Here is a 26,122-nt window from a genome sequence, read left to right as displayed (position 1 = left end):
CTACATTTGTACAACTGAGGTGATAGTAAGCACTTTCAGCATTATAGATCAAGATAAAACGTTATGACGAAACTTAGTGTAAATATCAATAAAGTTGCTACGATAAGGAATGCCAGAGGTGGCAATAATCCGGATGTCATTCAGGTAGCTAAGGATGCCCAGGCTTTTGGCGCACAAGGTATCACCGTCCACCCTCGTCCGGATGAGAGACACATCCGCTATGCCGATGTGTATGCTTTGAGAGAAGTAGTACATACAGAGTTCAATATCGAGGGTTATCCTTCGGAAGATTTTATCCGATTGGTCTCGGAGGTGAGACCGGAGCAGGTTACTTTAGTACCGGATCCTCCCGGTGTGTTGACGAGCAATGCCGGATGGAGGGTACGTGAGAACTTTGACTTTCTCAAGAAAGTATTGGAACACTTCCATGACAAAGGGATCCGAACATCGATCTTCATAGATACCGACTTGACCAATATACGTGATGCTGCAGAAGTCGGTGCAAATAGGGTTGAACTTTACACCGAGCCTTATGCACAGATGTATCATCAGGATCGAAATTTGGCAGTCGCACCATTTGTCAAGGCCGGACGCTATGCCAAGGAGTGTGGGCTCGGACTCAATGCCGGCCATGACTTGGATCTTGACAACCTTGAGTTTTTACACCACAGTTTGCCCGAACTTGATGAGGTTTCCATCGGTCATGCACTTATCTGTGATGCCCTGTATATGGGACTGGAGACGACGATACGAGAGTATCGCAAGAAGTTGGGACACAAAGGATTTTGATGTCATATCCGGATAATAAAAAAGAAAACAAAAACATATACTTAAACATTTATGTCAGTACTACTCCAAATCGCTACGGATACCGTAGCATCAGCTATGCCCAACCTTTCCACACCTGAGGTTATGGCGAGTGAACCACTAACATTGTTGAGCCTTGCCACAAAGGGTGGTTGGGTCATGCTCATCTTGCTTCTCCTTTCGATCATAGCATGCTATATTTTTGTCGAAAGATTGCTTTTGATCAAGAAGTCTGCTAAGATTGATCCCCACTTCACGAACCGCATCAGAGACTACATACAGGAAGGTAAGATCTCTTCTGCACTTACACTCTGCGAGACTCAGAGTACACCGGGAGCTCGTATGATCCATAAGGGTATCCAAAGACTTGGCCGTCCTATGCAAGACATCTCGGCTGCAATAGAGAATGTCGGAAATATCGAGATTGCAAAGCTTGAGCGTCACTTGCCATTCCTCGCAACCATCGCGGCCGGTTCACCGATGATAGGCTTTTTGGGTACTGTGACCGGGATGATTCGTGCCTTTTATGACATGGCCAATGCCGGGACAAACGTTGACGTAACCCTCCTTTCGGCGGGTATCTATGAGGCTCTCGTGACCACCGTCGGTGGGCTTATCGTAGGGATCATTGCACTCTTTGCATACAACTATCTCGTAGGGCTTGTCGACCATGTCGTCACCAAGTCTGAAAGTCAGGCCTTGGAGTTCATGGACATGATCAACGAACCCGTCAAGAGATCTTAACTCCATTTACACTCATTCGTTATGAAGCTAAAAAGAAGAAGCAAAGCCGTAGATATCTTCAGCATGGCATCGATGACAGACGTCGTGTTCTTGTTGTTGATATTCTTCATGGTCTCTTCTACCTTCGTTATTCCAAGTGCGCTGAAAGTGTTGTTGCCACAGTCCAAGCAACAGACTGCGGCCAAGCCTCTCACACGTGTCACCATAGACAAAGACCTGCATTATTATGTCGCTGTAGGTAAGGATAAGGATAGAGAAGTGACTTTTGATGAGTTGGAGCCATTTTTGCTTGGTGCATACGAACAAGACCCCGAAATGTTTGTTGCCCTCTATGCCGATGAGACAGTCCCCTACAAGGAGGTCGTAAAGGTTCTAAACATAGCTGTCGAAAACAAGTATAAGATGGTACTTGCGACAAGACCGCTCAAATAATATCCTCTATCATGATAGAGAATAATCGTAAACAAAATAAGATCATCGCAGCCATTGTCGCAGTTATTCTGCACGCCCTCGTGCTGGGAGTACTCTTCTTCATCATCTTACCAGCGGTGAAGATCGAAGAGCAGGGAACTGTATTGGTCAATATCGGAGATATCGACCTCTCTTCGGGGACGTTTACGCCTTCTCCCATCGAGCCTGTTTCGACACCACCTTCTGCTCCCGCTCGACCCTCTGAGCCTGAGACACAAGAAGCCGAAGAGCTACTCACCCAAGAGGACACAGAGGCTCCTGTCGTCACGCCTCCCAAGAAGAAGGTTAAAGAACAACCCAAGCCAAAGCCCAAACCCAAACAAGAGGTGAAAAAGCCTCAGAAGGTTGAAAAGCCTGTGGATACGGAGGCTAAGAGGCGAGAGGAGGAAGCTCGAAAAGCAGAGGAGCTGCGTCGTCAGGAGGAGCTCCAAGAACAACGTCGTCGTGAGGCTATCAGCAAGTCTGTTTCGGGAGCTTTCGGTACCGCAAAGTCCAAGGGTAGTGGTAGCGGAGATACAGGGGACAGACGTGAAGGGTCTCCTGATGGAAATGTCACCCAAGGTGGAAGTAATCAAGGTGTCGGAGGATTTGGGTCATTCAATCTCTCCGGTCGTAGCCTTGCCGGTAGTGGGCTTGTCAGACCTGCTTACACGGCGCAAGAAGAAGGTGACATAGAGGTTGAAATCACCGTTAATCCTCAGGGCGAAGTTATTAGAGCTAGGATAACCAGGACTAAAATTGAAAGTCCGGAAATGCGTCGTAGTGCAATAAATGCAGCTAAAGCCACGAGATTCAATCCTATTGAAGGAATAAGTAACAATCAGACCGGTACGATCACTTACCGATACCGATTGAGATAAACAGGTATATCAAACTAAAATTAAACGGATAACATAGTCATGAAAGCATTACTATTTTTTGCCAATGGCTTCGAAGAAACAGAAGCGATAGGGACATTGGATGTCCTCCTTAGAGGAGGCATTGATGTGCGTACAGTATCAATCACTGATGATCTTACTGTCGAAGGAGCACACGGACAGAAAGTCATAGCCAATACCACAATCTCTGAAGTCAAGGACGAGCTTGTTGATGCCCTTGTGCTACCCGGGGGATGCCGGGTGCGGCCAATCTTGCAGAATGCTCTGTGCTCAGAGACATGCTGATCAGGCATCATGCCGAGGGAAAACTGGTATCAGCAATCTGCGCAGCCCCTATGGTACTTGCAAACGCCGGGCTTCTCGATGGTATTGATGCTACTTGTTATCCCGGTTTTGAAAGCGAACTACCCAACGCAAACCATAAGACTTCAGGTGTGGTCAAGGTCGGTCAGATCATCACCGGCCGTGGTCCCGGCTATGTCTTTGACTTTGGTCTTGCTATCCTTACCTCATTGGCAGGACAGTCCGTTGCCGATGAAGTCGCAGCCGGCTTACTCTTAGGTGGAAGATAAAAGCGTCTACCACTTTAAGCATTAAGAGAAACGGGCATACTTTCGAGAGTGAAAGTATGCCCGTTTCTCTATTTTTATTAGGGTTGTATTATCTCCCAAGTCTATGAGATCAGGTATTACGTTCAAGACTATAAGTAGTGATGCCGAGTTCTTCGTAAGACTCCAAGAGAGCTTCTTCGTCATCAGAGATCAATAGGACATGATCCCCCTCTTTCAGCACCGTATTCCCTTTGGGGATTTTGTAGTGACCGTCACGCTGTATCATCAGTGCCAACGTATGATCAGGTAGAGGTAGGTCTTTGAGCTTATTACCCTTCTCGATCATCGACTTGTTTACAATGATCTCGCTGAGTGCGCTCTTTATTTCATCGGGTAGGTCAAAGCTCGCAAATTTCTTCTCCTTCTTACTTCTGTCGATGAGATCGAGCTTGTCAGCCATATAAGTCACCGTACCTCCCTGGATCACGAGAGACACCAATGTGATGAAGAAGACGATGTGAAAGATGAGCTGTGAGTGTTCGACACAAGCAAGCCATGGATAGGTGGCAAAGATGATGGGGGCAGCCCCGCGAAGACCGACCCAACTGATATAAGCTTTAGCTTTAAGAGTAAAGAATTTTGGGAAAGGAAGCAGGGTCAAGAATACCGACAATGGACGACCAATGAAGATGATAAACACCCCTATGAGCAGAGCCGGAATAGCTACGCTCCATAGATCCTTTGCATTGACAAGCAGCCCCAGTGTGAGGAACATGATCAACTGCCACAACCATGCAAAGCCATCGAAGAAGTTTGCGATGGTCTTCTTGTTCGATATACGAGCATTCCCCACGACCAAACCTGCAATGTAGACCGCAAGATAACCATTTCCGCCTAATTTGCTTGTCGCTGCAAAGATAAATGAAGAGCATGCCAAAAGTAGTATAGAATACAGTGATGTCGATGGGAGCACAAAGCGATTGAGCATCCATACAGCCACTTTCCCCAAGACATACCCCAGGATAGTCCCAAATATGAGTTGCTGAGCCAACAATAGTAGGGCAGACCAAGTGTTGAACTCTCCCGCTTGTATGACTCCTATGAGTAGGATCGTAAGAAGGAAAGCCATCGGGTCGTTACTACCACTTTCAAACTCAAGTGTGGGCTTGAGTCTCTGCTTGAGTTGAACACTTTTCGAGCGCAGGATGGAGAAGACCGATGCCGAGTCCGTAGATGACATGACAGCACCGCAAAGGAGTGCTTGGGGATAAGTCAGAGAGATCCCATCAAATAATAAGAAGAGATAATAGATAAATGTCCCTGTAAGTACTGCAGTGATCAAGACCCCTATCGATGCCAATGCCGCTCCAGGCCCTATGACGGGTCTGATGTCTTTGAAGTCGGTGTCCATCCCCCCCGAAAAGAGGATGACCGTCAGTGCCAATACGCCAATGAATTGAGCTACATCAGGGTTGTTCAGCTCTATCCCGAAGCTGCCTGAGCCTGCGAAGATCCCAATACCCAAGAAAAGAAGTAGGGTGGGCATCCCCAACTTAAAGCTGGCTTTGGACAGAAAAAGCCCAAAAATAACGAGTATGGATCCGTATAAAAGTAAGAACTCTGCTGTTACTGGCATGGCGTAAATATATGATTTATTGGAAGGACAAATATAATCATTTTTATCTACTTCCAGACCGTTTGTTTAGTCGGTTTGAGACCGAAAAAGATAAAGCGAATAGGCTCTAAATGCATGGGTATGGAGGAGAGAAAAAAGTTCTACGACTTGATGATGAAAGTCGTAGAACTTGTGATCGAAGATCGTTTGAATTGATTTTGATGATCCTACCACATAAATTTGAGGCATCCCCCGGATGAGAATAGTTTGACAAACCACAGAGGCTGATACGATGAGCTTACATCGCATCAGCCTCTGTGGTTTTTGAGCAAATCAAATGGTTCTTGAGGAGAATTTACAAGTTTGACTTACTACGACTTATGTCTCCAAGGTAACCTCCGTGGTGTCTCTTCGAGTAGGCTTCGTAGTCAAATCCGATGGCAGTCATGACTCCCACTACCAAGAGGTCTCCGATGACGGTCATCACCGTTGTACTTGTAGTCGGGGTAAGTCCCAAAGGGCAAACTTCCTTCGGAGCACCGGTGAATAGTGCGACGGTGGCATTCTCTGCAAGTCTGCTTTCCGGATTGCCGGTGATACAGATGTAAGATATGCCGGGGACAAGTCGTTGGGAGAGATCTATGAGTTCGAGTATCTCTCTGGTCTTACCTGAGTTTGATATCAGTAGCATCACATCGTTGGGGCACACGATACCGAGATCTCCGTGTTGCGCTTCACTGGGGTGTAGGAAGAATGCCGGCGTGCCTGTCGAAGAGAATGTCGTTGCGATATTGGCTGCGATCTGACCGGCTTTGCCCATACCTGAGGTTACAACCTTACCGCCCTTGCGATGTACCTGATCTATGATGAGCTTGATGGCCTCGTTTACCTCTTGACCTACGGGGATATTTCTTACTGCTTCTGCTTCTTTTTGAAGGATGTCACGGAGTGCATCCGTATTCAATAGATCTGTGTATTTATCTTTTTCCATCAATTTGTTTGTATCTATCAATCGGGGCGGTGAGAAATAAAGAAGTTAATTAGTAAATTTGCTTCATTAACAGCTTACAAAATTACAGATTATCTTGAGTACGGCACAATTTAAGCAGAGCTATTTTCTGAAAAAGTTACCCAATGGGCTTACCATAGCCCTTTTCCCAAATAAAAGTAAGGTCATTTACTGTGGTGTAGCCATCAAAGTCGGGAGTAGGCAAGACCCCGAAGGTCTGCATGGCTTGGCACACCTTGCTGAGCACATGATATTCAAGGGGACAAAGCATCGGAAATCTTGGCATATCCTCAACAGAATGGAGTCCGTGGGTGGAGAGCTCAATGCCTTCACTTCGAAAGAGGAGACTTTTGTCTACACCATTGCTCCTCGCAGTGAGGTACGCAGATCTTTGGAGTTGCTCAGTGATATCGTGCTCAATGCGACCTTTCCTGAGCGTGAGCTGGAGAAAGAGAAGGATGTCATTGAAGATGAGATCAACCTCTACAAAGATACTCCCTCAGAGCAGATATATGATGACTTCGATGGTCTTTTGTACCCTGACCATCCCCTTGGGCGTCCCATCCTCGGAGATGAGAAGAGCCTGGCTCAGATGACTCAGACAGATCTTCTGACTCATACTCGTAAGCACTTCAGAGCTGAGAATATGGTGTGCTTCTGCATGGGGCAGATCTCTGAAGAGCGTTTTGAGAAGTTGTGTGAAGAGTATTTCTCCGGAGCACCCTCAGGTGAGCTTATCCAAAAATCGGAAGAAACGGTCTCCTCAGATCTTTTGTCTCAGTTTGTTACCGTATCCAAGCCTACTCATCAGGCGCATACTATAATAGGAGGTTTTGCGCCGACGATGTACGAGAAGTCTCGTGCAGAGGCTTCGCTCTTGATGAATTATCTTGCAGGGGCGAGCATGAACTCTCGTCTCAATATCATGTTGAGAGAGAAGAGAGGATGGGTGTACAATGTCGAGAGCAGTCTTACCTCTTTGACAGACACGGGGTGGTGGCAGATTTATTTCGGTTGTGATCCATCGAACGCCGATAAGGCACGAAAGGTCGTCAAGGATGAATTGGACAGGCTGATGGAGTTTGGGATGAAGGAAAATACTCTAAGGGCATGGATCAAACAAGTCAAGGGACAGTTGGCTCTATCTTCCGAACAACACGAAAGTCGCTTCCTCAACTTCGGTAAACAACTCTTACACTTCAATGCCTATAGGAGTGTAGATGATGTCTGTGCTTCTTTAGACCTGATTACGACAGAAACCTTGGCTCGTATGACCGTCCAACTTTTTTCGAGCCGATGCACGCTCGTATATGAGGGCATACAGGATTAAATACTATCTTTGAGGAACTTTGAAGAAACAAAACCAAAACTAACACTATAATACATATTTACCGTTATGACTTTTGATATCGCAATTATCGGTGGCGGGCCTGCCGGATACAATGCTGCTGCAGCTGCTGCCGGCAAAGGACTGAAGACCGTTTTGTTTGAAAAGAATAAGGTGGGTGGTGTCTGTCTTAATGAAGGATGTATCCCCACAAAGGCTCTCCTTCACTCTGCCAATCTCTATGATGAGATGCAGGAGAGCTCTAAATACGGCATCAAGGTGGAGGGCGCGATCGCTCCTGATTATAAACGCATCGTAGCCAGAAAGACAAAGATTGTCAAGAAGCTCATCGCCGGTGTAGCCATGAAGTTGGAAGCAGCCGGAGTGACTACTGTCAATGCCGAAGCACGACTTGATGGCGAAGAGAATGGCCTTGTCCGTATCCAAGCCGGTGAAGATACTTATACTGTCAAGCACGTCATCATTGCGACCGGCAGCGAGACCGTCATCCCTCCTATCAAAGGGCTTGATACCGTGGAGTATTGGACCAGCCGTGAGGCTCTTGATGCCAAGGAACTTCCGGAAGACATCGTAGTCATCGGAGGAGGGGTTATCGGGATGGAATTTGCGAGCATATTCACAAGCATGGGAGTCAAGGTGACTGTCGTCGAGATGATGCCTGAGATCCTCGGAGCGATGGACAAAGAAACCTCTGCAATGTTGCGCGAAGAGTACGCTAAGAAAGGCATAAAATTCTACCTCAACACCAAAGTCACCGAAGTATCTCCCACGGCCGTTACTGTAGAGACAGCCGAAGGGGTGACAGAAGAGATCCCCGCATCTCGTATCCTACTCAGCGTAGGACGTCGACCGGTGAGTGCCGGTCTGGGTCTCGATACGCTCTCTATCGAGATGAATCGCAATGCTGTTGTTGTCAATGAATATATGCAGACCTCAGATAAGAGGGTCTATGCAGCAGGTGATATCACCGGCTTCTCTCTCCTCGCTCATACCGCTATTCGTGAGGGTGAGGTAGCCCTCAATCACATCCTCGGAGGGGCAGACGATCCCATGTCATACAGAGCGATCCCGGGTGTCGTGTACACTCATCCCGAGATCGCGGGTGTCGGTCGTACCGAAGAGGATCTTCAGGCAAAGGGAGAGACCTATAAGGTAGTGAAGTTACCCATGTCATATTCAGGACGCTTTGTCGTCGAGAATGAAGGTGGTAATGGCCTATGTAAGCTCATTACAGACAAAGACGATACCATCATTGGTTGCCACATGATCGGTAATCCGGCTTCCGAACTGATTGTCTTGGCTGGTATTGCTATTGCGGATAAATCGAAGGTCGAAGAGTTCAGAAGACACGTCTTCCCTCATCCGACAGTGGCCGAAATCATGCACGAGGTCCTCTTTCACTAACTGAAGGGGCGTTGGTTGAGAGATTTATCGGATCTATATAGATAGGCTAAGGCTGACACGTCGAACGTGTCAGCCTTAGTTATTTTTGTTTGAGTGATTGGTATCGATGGATTTATTTATATTTGCCATGTAATCAAATGAGCTTCGATATGACAGAGATATTGGAAAAACTAAAGGAAATAATGCACTTCGTTGTCTTTGATGTCGGAGGTAGCAACTTCACTGTGCTTACACTCCTTTATTTGCTCTTCGCGTCCCTTCTCCTTGTGTGGGGGACACGTAAATTGAGTGGCATCTTGGATAAATATATACTGGGACGACGCATCAGTGAGAGGGGTACAAGGCTTGCCATTGTCTCCATCATCAAGTACATAATCCTTGTGGCCGGGTTCATCTTTATTTTTGACTCTGCCGGGTTTAATTTAGGTGCATTCAGTTGGCTCCTTGGAGCTCTCGGGGTGGGGTTGGGTTTTGGTTTGCAGAACATCACGAGCAACTTTGTTTCAGGTATCATCATTCTTTTTGAGAGACCGATCAAGGTCGGTGACCGCATACAAGTCGGTGGGGTTTCGGGTGATGTCGTGGAAATATCGATGAGATCGACAACCATTGTAACCAATGATAATATCTCCGTAATCGTGCCCAACAATGAGTTTATCAATGGAAATGTGACCAACTGGTCTCACAACGACAGACGTGTGCGCTTCCATTATCCTGTGGGAGTGGCATACAAAGAAGATCCCGCGAGGGTCAAGGAGATTGTCCTTGGTGTTGCGAAGAAGCATCCCGGAGTCCTTCAGACCCCTCCCCCTGATTTTTGGTTTGTCGAGTATGGTGATAATGCCCTCAACTTCGAACTTGTGGTATGGACCTCCTCTTATATCCAGAAGCCTGTCGTCCTCAAGAGCGAACTTTACTATGAGATATTCAAAGAGTTTTCTCACCACGGTATCGAGATCCCATTCCCACAAAGGGATATCCACATCCGTACGCAAGGAAACTCATAATCTCCATTTATCTCAATCTTGATTTAGAAGATTGTGGCAAACGAAGGGCATATCAAGATAGTTCAAGATATGCCCTTTGTTTGCTATATGCTTAGGAAGCTTTTAATTTAAGGGGATCAGATACAACACTTTCAGATAAATCATCCTTCGTCTGATTCTGTTGTTCGACAGCAAATACCCAGACTTACTGTCTTGCCCAAGATCTTCGATGCATCACAAGAAAAGGGAGTAATGATTTGGATAAATCAAAATAGATATGTTACTTTGCCCTCGGAAACTTAGGGGTGCTACGGTTTCTGCAGGTTTTGCAGAAGTAGTGGCTGAGATTAGACCCTTTAACCTGATCCGGATAATGCCGGCGTAGGTAAAGACCGTTCTTCTATTTCACTATGGTGTACACAGGCGTCACGTTGATGTGATCGAGTACAGACCATCACCCATAAGGCTTTCGAGAGACTTAATTCTGTTGTGATGGTAAATATAGTGAATCCGACCATGCAAATATTACTGAACAAACGCTCTGTGGAGGTGCCCGAAGGTATGTCTCTGCAGGCTCTTGCTGTATCCCAAGATCTCGACACGAAGTATGTCGCCATTGCGGTCAATATGCACGTGATTAAGAGAGACAGCTGGGAGCAGACACTACTAAAAGAGGGGGATTGTATCACCATTATCGGTATATCCAAGGGAGGGTAATTTTCGTGAAATGTCAATCTTGAAACTTCTTAACTACATAAATTTATGATGAAACAAAAAGATCAAACCAAAGACCTTACCATTACTTCCGGACCTCTACCGGGTTCTGTCAAGATATATGTCGAGGGCAGTCGCACCGATTTGAAGGTGCCGATGAGACGTATCGACCTTTCGCCTACCATCGATGAGGATGGTAATAAGATCCAAAATGAATCCGTCATCGTCTATGATACCTCGGGACCATATACCGATCCTGATTATGTCGTAGATGTGCAGAGAGGTTTGCCACGATTTAGAGAGAGATGGATAGAGGAGCGTGAAGATGTCGTCCGTCTCAAGGAGCAAAGTTCGGAGTATGGACGCATGAGGCGCAAGGATGAAACGTTGGATCATCTGCGCTTTGCTCATCTCAACGAACAGCCGTTGGTGGCAAAAGATGGTCATATAGTGACACAACTTCACTATGCTCGCAAAGGGGTCATCACTCCCGAGATGGAGTATGTAGCCATCCGTGAAAATCAGCTTTGTGATCAGATCAAGGAGAAATACAAAAAAGAGAAAGGGGAGTCTTTCGGAGCAAATATGCCCGAATACATCACGCCTGAGTTTGTGCGCCAAGAGATTGCTGCCGGTCGTGCGATCATCCCTGCAAATATCAACCACCCCGAGGCTGAACCGATGATCATAGGGCGTAACTTCCTTGTCAAAGTAAATGCGAATATCGGTAATTCTGCAATCACGTCTTCCATTCAGGAAGAGGTCGAGAAGGCCGTCTGGGCGATGCGTTGGGGAGCCGATACGATCATGGACTTGTCCACCGGACGCAACATTCATGAGACAAGAGAGTGGATTATCCGCAACTCGTCTGTCCCGGTGGGTACCGTACCCCTCTATCAAGCTCTCGAAAAGGTGAAAGGAAAAGTAGCCGATCTTACATGGGAAATCTATCGAGACACACTTATCGAACAAGCCGAGCAGGGGGTAGACTACTTCACCATCCACGCCGGTCTACGTTGGCACTTCATCCCCTTAACCAAGGATCGTGTGACGGGTATTGTCTCTCGTGGTGGTGCCATCATGGCAAGCTGGTGTACCACTCACAAGCGTGAAAGCTTCTTGTACGAACACTTCGAAGAGATATGCCAAATCTTGTGCAAGTATGATGTCGCCATCTCCATCGGAGACGGATTACGTCCGGGATGTATCGCTGACTCCAATGACGAAGCTCAGTTTGCTGAGCTACGTACCTTGGGTGAACTAGCTCAGATCGCAGACAAGTATGATGTACAGGTCATCATCGAGGGTCCGGGGCACGTACCGATGCAGAAAATCAAGGAAAACATGGATCTCCAGCTAGAGTACTGCAACGAAGCACCATTTTACACACTCGGACCTCTTGTTACAGACATCGCACCCGGATATGATCACATCACTTCTGCCATAGGAGCTACGATGATCGGTTGGTATGGTACATCTATGTTGTGTTATGTCACACGAAAGGAACACCTCGGCCTGCCTAATAGAGATGATGTCAAAGAAGGTGTCATCACGTACAAACTGGCTGCACATGCAGCAGACTTGGCAAAGGGACACCCTGCGGCATATTATCGTGACTACGCAATGAGTAGGGCGAGGTATGAATTCAGGTGGAAGGATCAATTTCACTTGGCACTCGACAGTGAGACTGCCTTGAAGTTTCATGACGAGACTCTGCCATCGGAAGGTCACAAGACAGCTCACTTCTGCTCGATGTGTGGCGAACACTTCTGTTCGATGCGTGCGAGCCGAAAGTTACGCAAACAAATAGATCACGAAAATGCAGGTTGTAATCACACCGCCTGAGGCGTCAAGATACGAAGCCGAAATAGCGGATAAACTCTTCGAGGAGGGTTTGCATACGTTGATCCTACGCCTACCGGGCAAGGGTGTCGACAAGTATGTATCCTTCCTTGAGGAGGTATCATCATGTCATCATCACAAGATCATAATCAGTGATCACTATGGGTTGCTTGAAGACTTTGACCTCGGAGGGATCTATGTACCCTCGTCCAAAAGGCATTTACCTCTGCCCATCATTGCTTCACAACGGATCATCTCAACAAGTATTCACAGCCTTGACGAGCTTTCGGATCTGCCTTTTACCCCGGACTTCGCTCTATTGAGCCCTGTCTTTGACAGTATTTCCAAGTCCGGTTATCTTGCAAATGCTCAACTCTCTCAATTGAAAGAACGATTGGCAGCTATACCTACACCGATCTTGGCAATGGGGGGAGTCACAAGTGCCAATATAGCTCGGTGCTACGAAATGGGTTTCGACGGTATTGCTGTCTTGGGAGACATTTGGGAGAAGAAAGGCTGGGAGATTTCACGTTTTAGGGCTTATCCCGATACTGAGATCTTGTCTCTTGCCGGTCACGATCCCTGTGGTGGGGCAGGTATCACCGCAGATATCCGAGTGGCAGAGTCTTTGGGGGTACGATGTGTCACCATCCCCACAACCCTTACTATTCAGAGAAAAGACTTATTCACCTCTTCGGTAGCTACCGAAGAGAATTATATCGCAGATAATCTTTCTCTGAACTTGGCCGGTAATCATATCCGTATCGCCAAAATAGGAATGGTTCCCTCTTTGCTCTCTCTGTCTCTCATGATCAAGGAGGTCAAGGAAAGAGGAGTGAAGCGCATCATCTGGGATCCTATCATCAGTGCCACGGCTGCTGAAAGAGCTGTCCTTGCCCCTGACAGATGTGATGAGATTACTGACCTTATGAGATCCATATACCTCATCACACCCAATTTACCTGAGTGTAAGGCTTGGTTCGGTACGGTCTCTGAAGATGAGCTACAAAACATTGTGGATGCCACCGGCTGTCATATCCTTCTCAAGGGGGGGCACCATGTGGAGAGTTCGGATAAAGTCTATGACTTGCTCATCCGTCCTTATCAGTCCCCGATGACATTTACGGTCGCACGCCATGGCGCTCCCAAGCACGGTACAGGTTGTACTCTATCAAGTGCCATTGCATCGTATCTCGCGTTAGGACACGACCTACCCAGGGCATGTCAGGAAGCACAGAGGATGGTCTCCCGTATGATGAGTTCGCACTCTGACTTGTTACCGGCCGTCGGCCTAAAGTTGGCAAGAAGAGATAAAAAACGATTATTGCGCTATCATAAGTTGCAATACATCACAAATACCGATGATCCGAGACTGCTGATGAAGAGGTGTAGTGCCGTGCTGGAGGGAGGCGGACGTTGGATACAGCTCCGGCTCAAGGACAGTACCACAGAGCAACGCACCATACTCGGACGCAGACTTCGTGAGCTTTGTGATCAGTATGATGCCGTACTCATCATAGATGATGATGTCGAAGCTGTGCTACGCGCGGGAGCTGATGGAGTCCATCTCGGACGCGAGGATATGTCTCCTTTGGAAGCACGTCGTCTCCTCGGACATGGCAAGATCATAGGATCGACTTGTAACACTTCTGAAGATCTCTTGCGGGCTTATCATTGTGGCAGTGACTATGTAGGTGTGGGACCATTCAGGATGACAACAACAAAGAAAAGACTCGCGCCGATCTTGGGGGGAGAAGGGGTGAAGTCGTTGGCAATCTTCAACCACACTCTGAGGCACCCCATGCCTATGATTGCGATCGGAGGGATCACCCTTGAAGATGTGGAAACAATCATGGATACAGGGGTATCCGGAATTGCAGTCTCCGGAGTGGTGGACATCTCCCAAGACATGAGTGGTATATGTGCCGACTTCATCACACAGATCAAAAAATCAGATAGGGGACATGCGGTAGTCTGATGAATGACAGAATATTTTCTGTCATAGGGTAGAATGAATTCTGCTACCTGACAGAAAAAGATCAAAATAGGACAACCTAAATACTAAACAGATGAGATACAGAAATATATTATGAACACAAATCTAATCATTGCAGGACGAGAGTTTCGTTCGAGACTCTTCCTCGGTACAGGAAAGTTTGCATCCAATCAGATAATGCACGATGCCATCGTGGTATCTGAGAGCGAATTGGTGACTGTCGCGCTCAAGAGGGTAGATGCCCACAATTCAAACGAAGATGACCTCCTCACATCTATATCAGCTCCGGGCGTCAACCTTTTGCCCAATACTTCGGGTGTGCATACCGCCGAAGAAGCCGTATTTGCAGCACGTCTGGCACGTGAAGCTCTCGGCACAGAGTGGGTCAAGCTGGAGATACATCCCGATCCGAAATACTTGATGCCCGATCCTTTTGAGACACTCAAAGCAACAGAGATACTTGCCAAAGAGGGGTTTGTTGTGATGCCTTATATCCAAGCGGATCCCATCCTTTGCAAACGCCTCGAAGAGGTCGGAGCAGCCGTGGTGATGCCATTGGGAGCACCCATTGGTACAAACAAAGGCTTGGTCACTGAAGAACTGTTGAAGATCATCATCGAGCAAAGCAATGTCCCCGTTGTCGTGGATGCAGGCATCGGTGCTCCTTCTCATGCTGCCAAGGCATTGGAGATCGGAGCAGATGCGGTCTTGGTCAATACAGCTATCGCTTCTGCAAGTGATCCGGTCGCCATGGCAGAGGCTTTTCGTTGGGCAGTTAAGTCCGGACGTATGGCATACGAAGCCGGTTTGGGCGCGACATCTGACTATGCATCTGCCACTTCTCCTTTACAAGGATTTTTCTAACATTTTCGACTCATATATATGACCTTTTACGATATATTGAAGGATTGGGACTGGGATACTGCGAAAGCATCGATCTTTGCGAAGACCGATGCCGATGTGCGCAGAGCTCTGTCGGCCTCTTCGCTCCAACCGGAAGACTTCAAGGCTCTTATTTCACCTGCTGCCGAACCATATCTTGATACAATGGCTATCAAGGCGGAGGCGTTGACCAAAAAGAGATTTGGAAAGACCATCCAGCTCTACGAACCTCTATATCTGTCTAATTACTGCACCAATAGTTGTGTCTACTGTGGGTTTAATCACGCCAATAAGATACTCCGAAAGAAACTCACACTGGAAGAGGTGCGTCTCGAAGCCGAAGCCATACTCAAACTCGGCTTCAAACACATTTTGCTCGTGGCGGGAGAGGCTCCACAGGTTGCAGGAGTAGATTACTATGTGGATGTGGTCAAGTTGCTCAGACCTCTTTTTGCTCAGATATCCATAGAGGTCCAGCCTCTGAATGTCGAGGACTATCAGAAACTTGTCGAGGCCGGAGTGAGTTATATCTGTGTTTATCAAGAGACTTACAACGAGAAGAACTATCCTATCTATCATCCTCGAGGGCTCAAGGCAGACTTCAGATACCGTCTCGAAACTCCCGATCGTGCTGCTCAAGCCGGGATGAAGAAGATAGGTATAGGCGCACTTCTAGGGCTTGAAGACTGGCGTACGGATGCCTTTTGCACGGCAATTCACTTGCGGTATCTCGAAAAGACATATTGGCGCACCAAGTATTCGATCTCTCTACCAAGGCTTCGTCCGCACGTGGGGAGTTTTATGCCCAATGATCCGATATCGGATAAAGAGTTGGCTCAATTGATTTGTGCTTATCGCCTTTTTGACCCACAAGTGGATATTTCACTCTCCACGAGAGAGTCTGCAAGGTTCAGGGATATGGCCATGCACATCGGAGCAACAACAATGAGTGCCGGTAGTAGCACTCAGCCCGGTGGCTATGTCGAGCAAAATAAGGAGTTGGAGCAGTTTTCGATCAACGATGAACGTTCACCCTCTCAGATGCAAGATGCGATCAGAGCTCAGGGCTATGAACCCGTATGGAAGGATTGGGACGAATGGATGTAAGGTATTCGAGACAGACGGCATTGTCGGAGATCGGCAAAGAGGGCCAACAGAGGTTATCTCAGGCTTCGGTGTTCGTTGTCGGTGCAGGAGGACTCGGAGCTCCGATACTGCTCTATCTTGTGGCCATGGGAGTTGGACGCATCGGCTTTGTCGATGATGATCGGGTAGGAGAGTCCAACCTCCAAAGACAGATATTGTATACCACCGAAGAGATCGGTCAACCGAAAGTCAATAGAGCTTACAATCGACTCGCGGCTCTCAATCCGGATGTTCGGCTCGAACCCTATGAGACCCGTCTGACAGCCGAAAATGTCTCCGAGATCCTAAAGGATTATGACATCATCGTCGATGCTTGTGATAACTATGCCACAAGACTATTGGTTGATGAAGTATCTCAAAGAATGCACAAACCCTACGTGTATGGGGCCGTCGAAGGATTTCAAGGGCAAGTATCGGTATTCAATCACAATGAGAGCGGAAGTTATCGAGACTATCTTGGCTGTGTGGACAGAAGTGTGGATGAGGGTAGAGTGATCAATGTACCAGGTGCACTGCCCGGAGTCATCGGTTCGATCCAAGCGATGGAAGTCCTCAAGCTCATCGTGGGGTGTGGAGAACCACTGAGTGGAAAACTGTTGACAATAGATTTACTTCAAAACGATTATACTATTTTTATGTTGTAAGGGGAGATAAAGGGCTTCCGGAGGGCACTTGTATTCCGGGTGCTTCCGGGAGATCCTTTATCTTTAGTTCCTCAATCTGGTGAACTGACTCTCGAGATCATAGAAATATCTCTTGTTTTCGATGGTCTGTGTTTGAATTTTACTATTTTTGTAGCAGAAAACTTGAGGTACTCTTGAGTGCCATGATTATTGCGGTAGTAGCTCAGTTGGTAGAGCGTCGGCTTCCCAAGCCGAAGGTCACGGGTTCGAACCCCGCCTACCGCTCAGATTTGTTTTAGGACTGTCATGGTGTGTCATGATATGCGACCTTATCTGCGTCGCATCGATGTCTGTCTTGTGTTTGACCACTCTGAGCATACTAAGAGTGTGTACCGAGATTTTCATTGTGGCACACACTCTTGATTCGGCTGGTAATCTTTGGGGTGACCGGCCTTTTGTTGGTCCTTATATTTTGGTATCTTACTCGTTGAATATGCAAAAAGTCTTGATAAAACTTATCGCCCTGCCTGTATTGTTTGATACCTTCGAGAGTTATTTTTGTACCGGTTATCCCCATATCTAACCCATAAATAAATGACATTTCCCCCTGATCAAGATATAGATAGAGTCGAAGATGAACTGTATGTCGATGAAATCTCTCCTGCCGTGGAGAGTAAGGATATCAAGCATAATTATATCCTCACGGGGATGTATAAGTCTTGGTTTTTGTCCTATGCCTCCTATGTCATACTTGAGCGTGCCGTCCCTCATATAACAGATGGACTAAAGCCCGTACAGCGTCGTATCTTGTACACCATGTCACGTATGGATGACCGGTTGATCAAGGTCGCGAACATTGTGGGATATACAATGCAGTTGCATCCTCATGGGGATGCAAGTATAGGGGATGCTTTGGTGCAGATCGGACAGAAAGATCTGTTGATAGACTGTCAGGGTAACTGGGGTAATATCCTCACGGGAGACGGCGCAGCTGCTGCCCGATACATCGAGGCTCGCCTTTTACCGTTCGCAAAAAAGGTCCTATTCAGTCACAAGATCACCGAGTACAAGCCATCGTATGATGGAGCTAACATGGAGCCTGTGCACCTGCCGGTGAAGTTTCCTCTATTGCTCGCTCAAGGAGCAGAGGGTATCGCTGTCGGTCTGTCTTCAAAAATATTGCCTCACAATGTGAAAGAACTGCTTGAGGCAGCTGTGGCATACTTGCAAGGAGAGACATTTGAACTTTATCCCGACTTCAGTACAGGAGGCCTTATCGATGTCTCTCGATACAATGATGGAGAGAGGGGGGGAGTGATCAAGGTAAGAGCCAATATCATAAAGAAGGACAATCGTACCTTGGTGATCGATGAGATACCATTTTCTCGTACGACCTCTTCGCTCATCGAGTCGATCCTAAAGGCCAATGAGAAGGGCAAGATCAAAATAAAAAAGATAGATGACAAGACTGCTGAGAAGGCAAATATCGAAATACAGCTTGCTCCCGGCTCATCCCCCGACAAGACTATCGATGCTCTATATGCTTTTACGGACTGTGAGATAAGTATTTCGCCGAATTGCTGTGTCATTCGGGATGATAAGCCGGAGTTTTTGTCCGTGAGTGATGTCTTGAAAGATAATTGTGAGCGGACAATGGACTATCTCCGTAGGGAGCTTGAGATACAGTTGCAGGAGGTGCAGGAGCGTCATCTTTCGGTTTCTCTTGAACAGTTGTTCATCAAGATGAGGATATACAAGGATCCTGAGTTTGAACAAGCGAAAGACTTGACGATGGCTTTGGGACACATCCGAAGCCGACTACAAGATGTCCTTGATACACTCATCCGAGAGGTCAATGATGAGGATCTAAAGATGCTTCTCGAGATCCGAATGGCACGTATCCTTCGCTTCAACGAAGAGAAAAGTGCCCAACTTATCAAATCTTTGGAAACAGAGATAAAGAAAATCAACACTCATCTCAAAAACATCCGTAAGTACACCATACGGTGGTATCAAGACTTGTTGGATGAATATGGACACTTGTATCCTCGTAGATCAAGGATCCAGAGCTTCGACTCCATCGAGGCTGTCAAGGTGGTCGAGATGAATGAGAAACTATATGTCAATAAGCAGGAAGGCTTTATAGGCACATCGCTCAGAAAAGACGAGTTCGTTTGCAATGTTTCGTCCATCGATGATGTCATTGTCTTCTTGAAAGATGGTACTTATACGATAGTCAAGGTCGCAGAAAAGTCTTTTGTGGGCAAGGATATTATCCATGTGGCAAGATTTGTGCGCAATGACAACCGTACAATATATAACGTCATCTACAAGGACGGAAAGAGCGGTATCAATTACATCAAGAGATTCAATGTCACCAGTGTCAACAGAGATAAGACTTATGACTTGACGATGGGCAACACCGGATCTCGTGTGCTGTACTTTTCAGCTAACCCTAATGGTGAAGCTGAGACTGTAAAAGTGGTCTTGAAACCGAAGGCGAAACAAAAACAACTTGTGTTCGAAAAGGATTTCTCTGAAATTCTGATCAAAGGGCGTGGATCAAAAGGGAATATCCTAACCAAAGGGGAGATCTACAAAGTCTCTTTGAAACAAAAAGGTACTTCGACCCTTGGAGGTCGTATGGTATGGTTTGACTCTGTCATCAATCGAATCAATTACGATGAGAGGGGAGAGTTTTTGGGTGAATTTTTAGGCGAAGATAGGATCCTTGTCATCCTACAAAATGGAGAATGCTACACGACCTCATTTGCCGAAACCAATCACTATGAACGTGATATCCTTATCATCGAGAAGTATGACCCCGATAAGGTCTGGACTCTAATTTACCATGACAAGGAGGGCAAAGAGTGGTATATTAAACGCTTCACTATCGAAGAGAATAGGCGTGAAAATATGCTCATGAGCCCCAACAATGAGTTGCTTGTCCTGTCTGATGAGATGTTCCCTCAATTTGAGGTGCTCTTGCGCTCAGGAAAAGGCAATGAGTCTGTTGTCACTCTCGATGCCGATGAGTTTGTCGGTACTCGTAGTATCAAAGTACGAGGAAAGAGGGTCAGCAATCATGCCGTCATAGAGGTCAAGGAAGTAGACCCCAAACCTGTACCTGTAACAGAGTCCGATGATAACGATGAGGCAACCAACACCGAAAGTGTTGATGGGGTGTCGCTTGAAGAGGATATTGAAGAGACGTTCAAACTCATAGAAGAGGTGACAGGACAACAGAGACTGAACTTCAATGCACAAGAACCCGAAGAGTAAATCATATCATTGAAAATTATTATCGACACATGGATAAGAGCAGGTATATGTTGTATCGCAAATTGATTGTTGTGGCATTATTGTTATTGAGCAGTCCATCTATCGGATACGCACAAGCAGAGGATAGTGGATTCAAGAAATTCACAAACAAGGTAAAAAACTACTTGCATGGAGATCCTTGGCAATACGACTCTTTACTACACACAACGCATACAAAGATACTCTTGGGGATAGGACAGAACAGAATAGCTGATAGCTATCTGAGCCCGACAACGCATATCGGTGGAGATCTGAGACTGAAGGTGTTGGTCGATGCTCCAAGGAGGGAGAAGAGATGGTATTGGAGTCAAGACATCGAGGCTCTATTTTCTACACCTAAAAACCCTGCAAATGGGTCTGTTATCTATCATTTTGGGGGAGAGTATTCAATAGGTCCGCTTTTCAGCTTGTATGATAAGCACAATCTTCGAGTCAGTGCCGGGCCTTTGCTTGACCTGAATGCGAAAGGTAATCTGAAGCTCTCAAATACAAACAATGTCTTCAATCTGAAAGCGTCCGTCGGTATAGATGGTGCATTACGTGCGGTCTATCGTGCCCACTTGGGATCGTATCCTTTGATTTTAGGCTATTCTACTCAGCTGGCTTTATTTCACTTGACGTTCAGCCCCGAGTATGGTCAGTCTTACTACGACTATATATCAGAACAAAATAGATCTTCCATTAAGCTGACTCCCACTTTTGCCAATGCCCGATTTAACTTCAAGCAAAGGATGACAGTCGACTGTCCGATACACAATGCAACGATAACTTTGGGTATGGAACACCTTTATCATCAATCGATGATACACAATATCAGTTACAAAGAAAGCCATGTGCTATTTCTTATCGGTTACTCTTTCGACTTTGTCAAAATGTCCGGAGGACGTAGCCTACGATCTAAGTTTGTCAGAAATTCGTATCATCCCTAATCAATAAAAAGTCATGAAAAAGCATTTGTTATACTTCGTTCTATTGATTGGTTCGCTATTGTCTTTTATTGGATGTGTCAGGGAAACTCCCCTCAATACAAATCATAAGGAAAACTTTGATGCCTTGTGGAATATCATCAATGAGCGTTATTGTTACCTCGATGAGAAGAACTTGGATTGGGATACGATGTACACACACTATTCCGGGTACTTAAATGTAGTCAAGGGTGACGATCTTAGATTCTTCAAAATGCTTAGCACAATGTTGAATGAACTTAAAGATGGTCATGTCAATCTCATCTCAACGTTTAATGTCGGCCGATACAACGGTTGGCAAGGTGATCCAAGTGAAGGCTATAATCACTACACACGCAAAAAAATATTGGGAGATAATTACTTGTCATCCGGTGGTATGCGCTACGTCAAGGGGGTATCAAATATTGATAAGGACATCAAGATAGGATATATACTCTATGAGAGCTTCTCTTCTTCATTGGGCGACATGAACTTTATATTCAACTTCATGAGCGACTGTCATGGCATCATCATTGACGTTCGTGGTAATGGTGGAGGACTCGTAGATAATGCAAATAGACTTGTTTCGTATTTCATTGAACAAAAGGAGCTGGTTGGCTTTTATTCTTACAAAACCGGTCCGGGACGTGACAAATTTTCTGAACTGAAGCCTGAATATATAGAGCCTCACAAAAGTGTGAGGTGGCTCTCCAAGCCTGTTGTTGTGCTTCAGGATAGGGGATGCTACAGCGCAACAAATGACTTTTTATCCAAAATCAGAGTAGCCAAGAATGTCATCCGCATAGGACTACCTTCGGGAGGAGGTGGGGGGATGCCGGCAGTCTCCGAATTACCTAATGGTTGGCGTGTCAGATACTCGGCCGTGAAGGGCTACAGTCGAGATAAAGTCAGCTTGGAAAAGGGGATTGCTCCCGATATTTACATGGCGAACGAGATATTTGATGTGCAACCTAATGCCAAAGATCGCATCATGGGAAAAGCTATTGAATATATTATCGCAGCATACAAAAAAACAAATTAATATGACTACACAAAATACATTTCTACAGGTAGAGGAGGATATCATCAAGATGCTCAAGACCGTATATGATCCAGAAATCCCGGTCAACATCTATGATCTTGGATTGATCTATGATGTTGATGTGCAGGATAACGGAAAGGTCTTAATAACAATGACGCTTACGGCTCCTAACTGCCCTGCGGCAGATTTTATCTTTGAGGATGTCAAAATGAGAGTAGAGGCTGTCAAGGCTGTAAAAGAATGCGAGATAAAACTTACATTCGAGCCGGAGTGGCATCGAGATATGATGAGCGAAGAGGCGAAGTTAGAACTCGGTTTCTTGTGATCTAAACTATTTCTTGCGTTCCTTGTTATCTTTACATGAGGACAAAAACATACTTCATATCAGATATTCATCTGGGATCTCCTTATCATACGAACCTCAAGGTCGTGGAGAGAAGGCTGGTTCATTGGCTGGAGCAATGTAGGTCAGATGCAAAAGCCATTTACATGGTAGGAGACATTTTCGATTATTGGTTTGATTATAAGTATGTTGTACCTCGTGGTTATGTCAGAGTATTAGGGACATTGGCATCACTCGCTGACGAAGGTGTGGAGATACATATCTTTACCGGTAATCACGATGTATGGATGTTTGATTATTTTGAGAAAGAGTTGGGAGCAGTCATACATCGGGGACCTTTGGTAACCGAAATAGATGGTAAGGTCTTCTACATTGCTCATGGAGATGAGTTTGATTTTAGAAAAAAAGGATTTCGACTTGTTCGTAAGATTTTTCACTCTCGGGTATGCCAAAGATTATACGCAATGATACACCCCAGATGGAGTGTGGGGCTTGCACAAAATCTTTCGCAAATCAGTCGTAAGAAAGGCTTACAGAAAAACAATGGCTATCATGATGAGTATCAGGGAGAAAAAAATGAGTACTTGATACAGTATGCTCAGAGTTATATGAAGTCTCATCCAGATCAAACCGTCAATTTCTTTATATTCGGACACCGACACATAATGCTTGATTTGATGCTTTCTCGCAATTCCAGAGCAGTTATCCTTGGGGATTGGCTACATTTCTTCAGCTACGGTGTTTGGGATGGAGAGAGTTTTTATCTGGATCAATACAACTTTGAAAATACCTAATATTAGCTATTTATCACGACTTGTAGACCGTCTCATTTCTTGTACATTTGTAATAGACTCAGACGAAAAGATAGATTTATCAGTAGTATGCAAAAGATTAAAACATATACAGCGAGCACCAAGATGTGTGATCTCATCAGTGAGAATTACAATATGTTGTTGCTCATTTTCAGATTTGAAATTCCTCTTGGAGTAGGGGAGAAAACCATTCGAGAGATCTGTGAAGAGAATGATGTGGACGAGAAGACTTTCTTGTTTATTGTAAACTTCTTGCTCTATAGAGAAGGCAAAGACGCTTCAGATCTTCACAAGTCATTATCGATGCCTTTGATCATCAGGTATCTCCAAAACTCTCATAACTACTTTCTGGACTATAGATTGCCAACAATAAGGTTGAATCTCTTCTCTGCCATTGAAGGGTGTCCACCTGATGTCACTTATGCTATCCGAAAGTTTTATGATGAGTACGTAGAGGAAGTAAACAAGCATATGCAGTATGAAAACAAGTATGTTTTCCCTTATGTAGAAAAACTGCTTGAGGGTAACAAGGACTCAAAGTACTCTATTGAGATATTCCGAAAACGCCATGATCAGGTGGAGCTTAAGATGATGGAACTCAAAAATATCCTGATCAAGTATTATCCGGCTCAAAGTGGATATAAACTGAACACAGTACTGCATGACATCTTCTCTTGCGAAGAGGAGTTGAAAGATCATAATGATGTCGAGGATCATATCTTTACTCCTGCTATCATCGAGCTGGAAAAGGAGTTCATGTAATATCCTAAAAACACTTAAACTGAAGGCTTATGACCCCACGTACATATAAAGTCGTTGTCGCTATACCTTCGACACTGATCCAAAACTTTGTGGAAGCTCAGTTTCGTAAAACAGTTGCATTCAAGAGTAAGTTGACTCTTTGCAATGACATATATACTCTTCCGGATTTGCTGAAGGCAGAGACTCCGGATATCGTCGTAACATCGCCCAACGTTGTGGGCGATGTCATGTTGCCTCTCGTGAAGGAGCGTCTGGGACTCCCTGACTGTAAGTTTATCGCTGTTTGTGTGGGCAGTATGGATGAGCAACTTCTCCGTAACTATGACGGTAAGTTCTTGATTACGGACAAGGAAAATGACTTCATCGAAAATATCGAAAAACTCTTGTACGAAGAGGTAGATGAGCAAGAAGACCTAAAGGAGAATACCCTCACTCCGAGAGAGAAGGATATTGTGGTGTGTGTGGTCAAGGGTATGACGAACAAAGAGATTGCATCAGAACTATATCTCTCGACACATACTGTCATCACTCACCGTCGAAACATCGCAAAGAAGCTCCAGATACATAGCCCCGCAGGTCTCACGATATATGCCATAGTAAACAATTTGGTAGAGTTGTCTGATATTAGAGATATCTAAGATTTTCTCTTTCAGATCCATCTGCATTCATATTATCATCGATCGATGGCAGGTATTTATATACATGTCCCTTTTTGCGTCTCTAAATGTAGCTATTGCGATTTCTACTCAGTAGCGACATTGAAGAAGATGCAAGACTATATACAAGCTCTAAAAAGGGAGCTAAAAGTCCGACGGTACGAACTGGATGGACATACCGTAGATACGGTTTACTGGGGTGGAGGCACCCCTTCTTTGTTGTCTGAAAAGCATATCAGTGAAATTATGTGCTTGCTCAGAGATACTTATAACATCTCAGACAATGCCGAGATCACGATTGAATGCAATCCTGGCGACTACAACAAACAAAGGATCTCACATATCATAGGGTCGGGCATCAATCGTTTTAGCCTTGGAGCCCAGTCTTTTTCTGATGATACGTTAAAATTACTAGGCCGTCGTCACTCTGCAAAGGAGACTGAGACCATGTTTACTGCCATCAGAGAGCTTGGGATACACAACATCTCTTTGGACCTCATATATGGCATCCCGGGTAGTGATATTGATGATCTTAATCGGGATATCGATACGCTCATAAAACTACATCCGACGCATATATCTGCATATCATCTTATCTATGAGGAGGGGACTCCTATGTACTATGCTCTCGAACAAGGACGAATATCTGAGTTGCCCGAAGAGTTGAGTTTGGAGATGTCGCACACCGTGAGCCAAAGGCTACAAGATGCAGGGTACGAACACTATGAAGTCTCCAGTTATGCTCTTCCCGGTATGAGGTCACGTCACAATTCCTCTTATTGGCAGGACATCCCTTATATCGGACTTGGCCCATCTGCACATAGCTATATACACCCGTGGCGTTCGACCAATCCATCGAACTTAACCCTTTATGTGGAAAGTCTTACCCAACAAGATTTTTTGTTGCGAGACTTTGAGTATATCACGGCAGATCTGGCTTTTGAGGAGTACCTGATGACCCATTTGCGTACCTCTGACGGTATTTCTTTGGAGACTGTCAGGTCAAGATTTGGGCAGGAAAAAGCGGCACATCTGCAGACTCGGATCAACTTATATGTTTCCGAAGGTTTGATGGCAGAGCACAATGAACGAATACGCTTTACTCAAAGAGGACTCGATATTTCGAATACGATCATTTCCTCACTGTTCTAAAATAAACATATTTATACAGCTAAAAGTAAGTAAAAGAAATAGCCCTCAAGGTTTTCCTTGAGGGCTATTTCTTT

23 protein-coding genes, 1 tRNA gene, 1 pseudogene and 1 riboswitch are annotated in these 26,122 nt (G+C 45.6%); of the genes and pseudogenes, 23 read left to right on the top strand and 2 right to left on the bottom strand.

Annotated elements, in window-relative coordinates; genetic code table 11:
- Positions 1-63 precede the first annotated feature (63 nt).
- The 5 genes and pseudogenes from EL262_RS02800 to EL262_RS02780 all read left to right on the top strand — a co-directional run bounded on the left by EL262_RS02800 (position 64) and on the right by EL262_RS02780 (position 3,472).
- On the top strand, positions 64-789 hold the full coding sequence (locus EL262_RS02800) for a pyridoxine 5'-phosphate synthase (RefSeq protein ID WP_025837797.1): 726 nt from the start codon (positions 64-66) through the stop codon (positions 787-789).
- A 51-nt stretch (positions 790-840) separates the two neighbouring features.
- Positions 841-1,551: a MotA/TolQ/ExbB proton channel family protein gene (locus EL262_RS02795; RefSeq protein WP_025837795.1), complete on the top strand. Its 711-nt coding sequence runs from the start codon at positions 841-843 to the stop codon at positions 1,549-1,551.
- Positions 1,552-1,572: 21 nt separating this feature from the next.
- Entirely contained in the window at positions 1,573-1,983 is a 411-nt protein-coding gene (locus EL262_RS02790; RefSeq protein ID WP_025837794.1) for an ExbD/TolR family protein, read from the top strand.
- Between the two features lie 11 nt (positions 1,984-1,994).
- On the top strand, positions 1,995-2,882 hold the full coding sequence (locus EL262_RS02785) for an energy transducer TonB family protein (RefSeq protein WP_078735613.1): 888 nt from the start codon (positions 1,995-1,997) through the stop codon (positions 2,880-2,882).
- A 39-nt stretch (positions 2,883-2,921) separates the two neighbouring features.
- Positions 2,922-3,472: pseudogene (locus tag EL262_RS02780) on the top strand (DJ-1 family glyoxalase III).
- A 109-nt stretch (positions 3,473-3,581) separates the two neighbouring features.
- On the opposite strand, the gene EL262_RS02775 reads toward EL262_RS02780, so the two are convergent.
- The gene (locus EL262_RS02775) at positions 3,582-5,087 is read right to left on the bottom strand and encodes a potassium/proton antiporter (protein ID WP_025837791.1); all 1,506 of its coding nucleotides are present in this window, start codon (positions 5,085-5,087) and stop codon (positions 3,582-3,584) included.
- A 334-nt stretch (positions 5,088-5,421) separates the two neighbouring features.
- Positions 5,422-6,030, bottom strand: coding sequence for an SIS domain-containing protein (locus EL262_RS02770; RefSeq protein WP_025837789.1), 609 nt, complete (start codon positions 6,028-6,030; stop codon positions 5,422-5,424).
- A 121-nt stretch (positions 6,031-6,151) separates the two neighbouring features.
- On the opposite strand from EL262_RS02770, the gene EL262_RS02765 reads away from it, so the two are divergent.
- The 18 genes from EL262_RS02765 to hemW all read left to right on the top strand — a co-directional run bounded on the left by EL262_RS02765 (position 6,152) and on the right by hemW (position 26,048).
- The gene (locus EL262_RS02765; protein WP_025837788.1) at positions 6,152-7,405 is read left to right on the top strand and encodes a M16 family metallopeptidase; all 1,254 of its coding nucleotides are present in this window, start codon (positions 6,152-6,154) and stop codon (positions 7,403-7,405) included.
- Between the two features lie 66 nt (positions 7,406-7,471).
- Positions 7,472-8,827, top strand: a complete 1,356-nt coding sequence (gene lpdA / locus EL262_RS02760) for a dihydrolipoyl dehydrogenase (RefSeq protein WP_025837786.1) — start codon at positions 7,472-7,474, stop codon at positions 8,825-8,827.
- 149 nt (positions 8,828-8,976) lie between these two features.
- Positions 8,977-9,834 carry a mechanosensitive ion channel family protein gene (locus tag EL262_RS02755; RefSeq protein WP_197721274.1) on the top strand — a complete coding sequence of 286 codons (858 nt, stop codon included), beginning with the start codon at positions 8,977-8,979 and terminating at the stop codon, positions 9,832-9,834.
- Between the two features lie 270 nt (positions 9,835-10,104).
- Positions 10,105-10,218: riboswitch (TPP riboswitch) on the top strand.
- Positions 10,219-10,329: 111 nt separating this feature from the next.
- Positions 10,330-10,530: a sulfur carrier protein ThiS gene (thiS, locus tag EL262_RS02750; protein WP_025837782.1), complete on the top strand. Its 201-nt coding sequence runs from the start codon at positions 10,330-10,332 to the stop codon at positions 10,528-10,530.
- 48 nt (positions 10,531-10,578) lie between these two features.
- Positions 10,579-12,372 (top strand): phosphomethylpyrimidine synthase ThiC, encoded by a 1,794-nt coding sequence (gene thiC, locus EL262_RS02745; RefSeq protein WP_078735656.1) that lies wholly within the window; start codon positions 10,579-10,581, stop codon positions 12,370-12,372.
- Positions 12,347-14,347: a thiamine phosphate synthase gene (gene thiE / locus EL262_RS02740; protein WP_078735614.1), complete on the top strand. Its 2,001-nt coding sequence runs from the start codon at positions 12,347-12,349 to the stop codon at positions 14,345-14,347. The genes thiC and thiE overlap by 26 nt, the downstream gene beginning before the upstream one ends.
- Positions 14,348-14,458: 111 nt before the next feature.
- Complete coding sequence (locus tag EL262_RS02735; protein ID WP_078735615.1) at positions 14,459-15,229, top strand: thiazole synthase; 771 nt, start codon at positions 14,459-14,461, stop codon at positions 15,227-15,229.
- Positions 15,230-15,247: 18 nt separating this feature from the next.
- Positions 15,248-16,354: a 2-iminoacetate synthase ThiH gene (gene thiH / locus EL262_RS02730; protein ID WP_078735616.1), complete on the top strand. Its 1,107-nt coding sequence runs from the start codon at positions 15,248-15,250 to the stop codon at positions 16,352-16,354.
- Positions 16,345-17,037: a HesA/MoeB/ThiF family protein gene (locus EL262_RS02725; protein WP_025837776.1), complete on the top strand. Its 693-nt coding sequence runs from the start codon at positions 16,345-16,347 to the stop codon at positions 17,035-17,037. The genes thiH and EL262_RS02725 overlap by 10 nt, the downstream gene beginning before the upstream one ends.
- 191 nt (positions 17,038-17,228) lie before the next feature.
- Positions 17,229-17,301 (top strand) — tRNA-Gly (locus EL262_RS02720).
- A 309-nt stretch (positions 17,302-17,610) separates the two neighbouring features.
- Positions 17,611-20,298 (top strand): DNA gyrase/topoisomerase IV subunit A, encoded by a 2,688-nt coding sequence (locus EL262_RS02715; protein WP_078735618.1) that lies wholly within the window; start codon positions 17,611-17,613, stop codon positions 20,296-20,298.
- 29 nt (positions 20,299-20,327) lie between these two features.
- Entirely contained in the window at positions 20,328-21,266 is a 939-nt protein-coding gene (locus tag EL262_RS02710) for a hypothetical protein (RefSeq protein WP_036853512.1), read from the top strand.
- A gap of 13 nt (positions 21,267-21,279) precedes the next feature.
- Positions 21,280-22,323 (top strand): S41 family peptidase, encoded by a 1,044-nt coding sequence (locus EL262_RS02705; RefSeq protein WP_025837773.1) that lies wholly within the window; start codon positions 21,280-21,282, stop codon positions 22,321-22,323.
- Between the two features lies 1 nt (position 22,324).
- Positions 22,325-22,648, top strand: coding sequence for a metal-sulfur cluster assembly factor (locus EL262_RS02700; protein ID WP_025837771.1), 324 nt, complete (start codon positions 22,325-22,327; stop codon positions 22,646-22,648).
- A 35-nt stretch (positions 22,649-22,683) separates the two neighbouring features.
- Entirely contained in the window at positions 22,684-23,460 is a 777-nt protein-coding gene (locus tag EL262_RS02695) for a UDP-2,3-diacylglucosamine diphosphatase (protein WP_025837769.1), read from the top strand.
- A gap of 87 nt (positions 23,461-23,547) precedes the next feature.
- Positions 23,548-24,240, top strand: coding sequence for a hemerythrin domain-containing protein (locus EL262_RS02690; protein ID WP_231551956.1), 693 nt, complete (start codon positions 23,548-23,550; stop codon positions 24,238-24,240).
- Between the two features lie 29 nt (positions 24,241-24,269).
- A complete protein-coding gene (locus EL262_RS02685) occupies positions 24,270-24,878 on the top strand; it encodes a response regulator transcription factor (RefSeq protein ID WP_025837765.1) in 609 nt (202 codons plus the stop codon).
- Positions 24,879-24,923: 45 nt separating this feature from the next.
- Positions 24,924-26,048 carry a radical SAM family heme chaperone HemW gene (hemW, locus tag EL262_RS02680; protein ID WP_025837763.1) on the top strand — a complete coding sequence of 375 codons (1,125 nt, stop codon included), beginning with the start codon at positions 24,924-24,926 and terminating at the stop codon, positions 26,046-26,048.
- Positions 26,049-26,122 lie beyond the last annotated feature (74 nt).

This window comes from Porphyromonas cangingivalis, assembly GCF_900638305.1.
Lineage (GTDB): Bacteria > Bacteroidota > Bacteroidia > Bacteroidales > Porphyromonadaceae > Porphyromonas_A > Porphyromonas_A cangingivalis.
This window is presented reverse-complemented; position numbering and strand designations above follow the sequence as displayed.

What these genes read in the sequence shown, in the direction of transcription:
- EL262_RS02695 (WP_025837769.1), top strand. Translation starts at nt 22,684, where the DNA reads ATGAGGACAAAAACATACTTCATATCAGATATTCATCTGGGATCTCCT.
- EL262_RS02690 (WP_231551956.1), top strand. Translation starts at nt 23,548, where the DNA reads ATGCAAAAGATTAAAACATATACAGCGAGCACCAAGATGTGTGATCTC.
- lpdA (WP_025837786.1), top strand. Translation starts at nt 7,472, where the DNA reads ATGACTTTTGATATCGCAATTATCGGTGGCGGGCCTGCCGGATACAAT.
- EL262_RS02685 (WP_025837765.1), top strand. Translation starts at nt 24,270, where the DNA reads ATGACCCCACGTACATATAAAGTCGTTGTCGCTATACCTTCGACACTG.
- EL262_RS02800 (WP_025837797.1), top strand. Translation starts at nt 64, where the DNA reads ATGACGAAACTTAGTGTAAATATCAATAAAGTTGCTACGATAAGGAAT.
- thiE (WP_078735614.1), top strand. Translation starts at nt 12,347, where the DNA reads ATGCAGGTTGTAATCACACCGCCTGAGGCGTCAAGATACGAAGCCGAA.
- thiS (WP_025837782.1), top strand. Translation starts at nt 10,330, where the DNA reads ATGCAAATATTACTGAACAAACGCTCTGTGGAGGTGCCCGAAGGTATG.
- thiC (WP_078735656.1), top strand. Translation starts at nt 10,579, where the DNA reads ATGAAACAAAAAGATCAAACCAAAGACCTTACCATTACTTCCGGACCT.
- EL262_RS02725 (WP_025837776.1), top strand. Translation starts at nt 16,345, where the DNA reads ATGGATGTAAGGTATTCGAGACAGACGGCATTGTCGGAGATCGGCAAA.
- EL262_RS02775 (WP_025837791.1), bottom strand. Translation starts at nt 5,087, where the DNA reads ATGCCAGTAACAGCAGAGTTCTTACTTTTATACGGATCCATACTCGTT.
- thiH (WP_078735616.1), top strand. Translation starts at nt 15,248, where the DNA reads ATGACCTTTTACGATATATTGAAGGATTGGGACTGGGATACTGCGAAA.
- EL262_RS02785 (WP_078735613.1), top strand. Translation starts at nt 1,995, where the DNA reads ATGATAGAGAATAATCGTAAACAAAATAAGATCATCGCAGCCATTGTC.
- EL262_RS02790 (WP_025837794.1), top strand. Translation starts at nt 1,573, where the DNA reads ATGAAGCTAAAAAGAAGAAGCAAAGCCGTAGATATCTTCAGCATGGCA.
- EL262_RS02715 (WP_078735618.1), top strand. Translation starts at nt 17,611, where the DNA reads ATGACATTTCCCCCTGATCAAGATATAGATAGAGTCGAAGATGAACTG.
- EL262_RS02735 (WP_078735615.1), top strand. Translation starts at nt 14,459, where the DNA reads ATGAACACAAATCTAATCATTGCAGGACGAGAGTTTCGTTCGAGACTC.
- EL262_RS02710 (WP_036853512.1), top strand. Translation starts at nt 20,328, where the DNA reads ATGGATAAGAGCAGGTATATGTTGTATCGCAAATTGATTGTTGTGGCA.
- EL262_RS02700 (WP_025837771.1), top strand. Translation starts at nt 22,325, where the DNA reads ATGACTACACAAAATACATTTCTACAGGTAGAGGAGGATATCATCAAG.
- EL262_RS02705 (WP_025837773.1), top strand. Translation starts at nt 21,280, where the DNA reads ATGAAAAAGCATTTGTTATACTTCGTTCTATTGATTGGTTCGCTATTG.
- EL262_RS02755 (WP_197721274.1), top strand. Translation starts at nt 8,977, where the DNA reads ATGACAGAGATATTGGAAAAACTAAAGGAAATAATGCACTTCGTTGTC.
- EL262_RS02795 (WP_025837795.1), top strand. Translation starts at nt 841, where the DNA reads ATGTCAGTACTACTCCAAATCGCTACGGATACCGTAGCATCAGCTATG.
- hemW (WP_025837763.1), top strand. Translation starts at nt 24,924, where the DNA reads ATGGCAGGTATTTATATACATGTCCCTTTTTGCGTCTCTAAATGTAGC.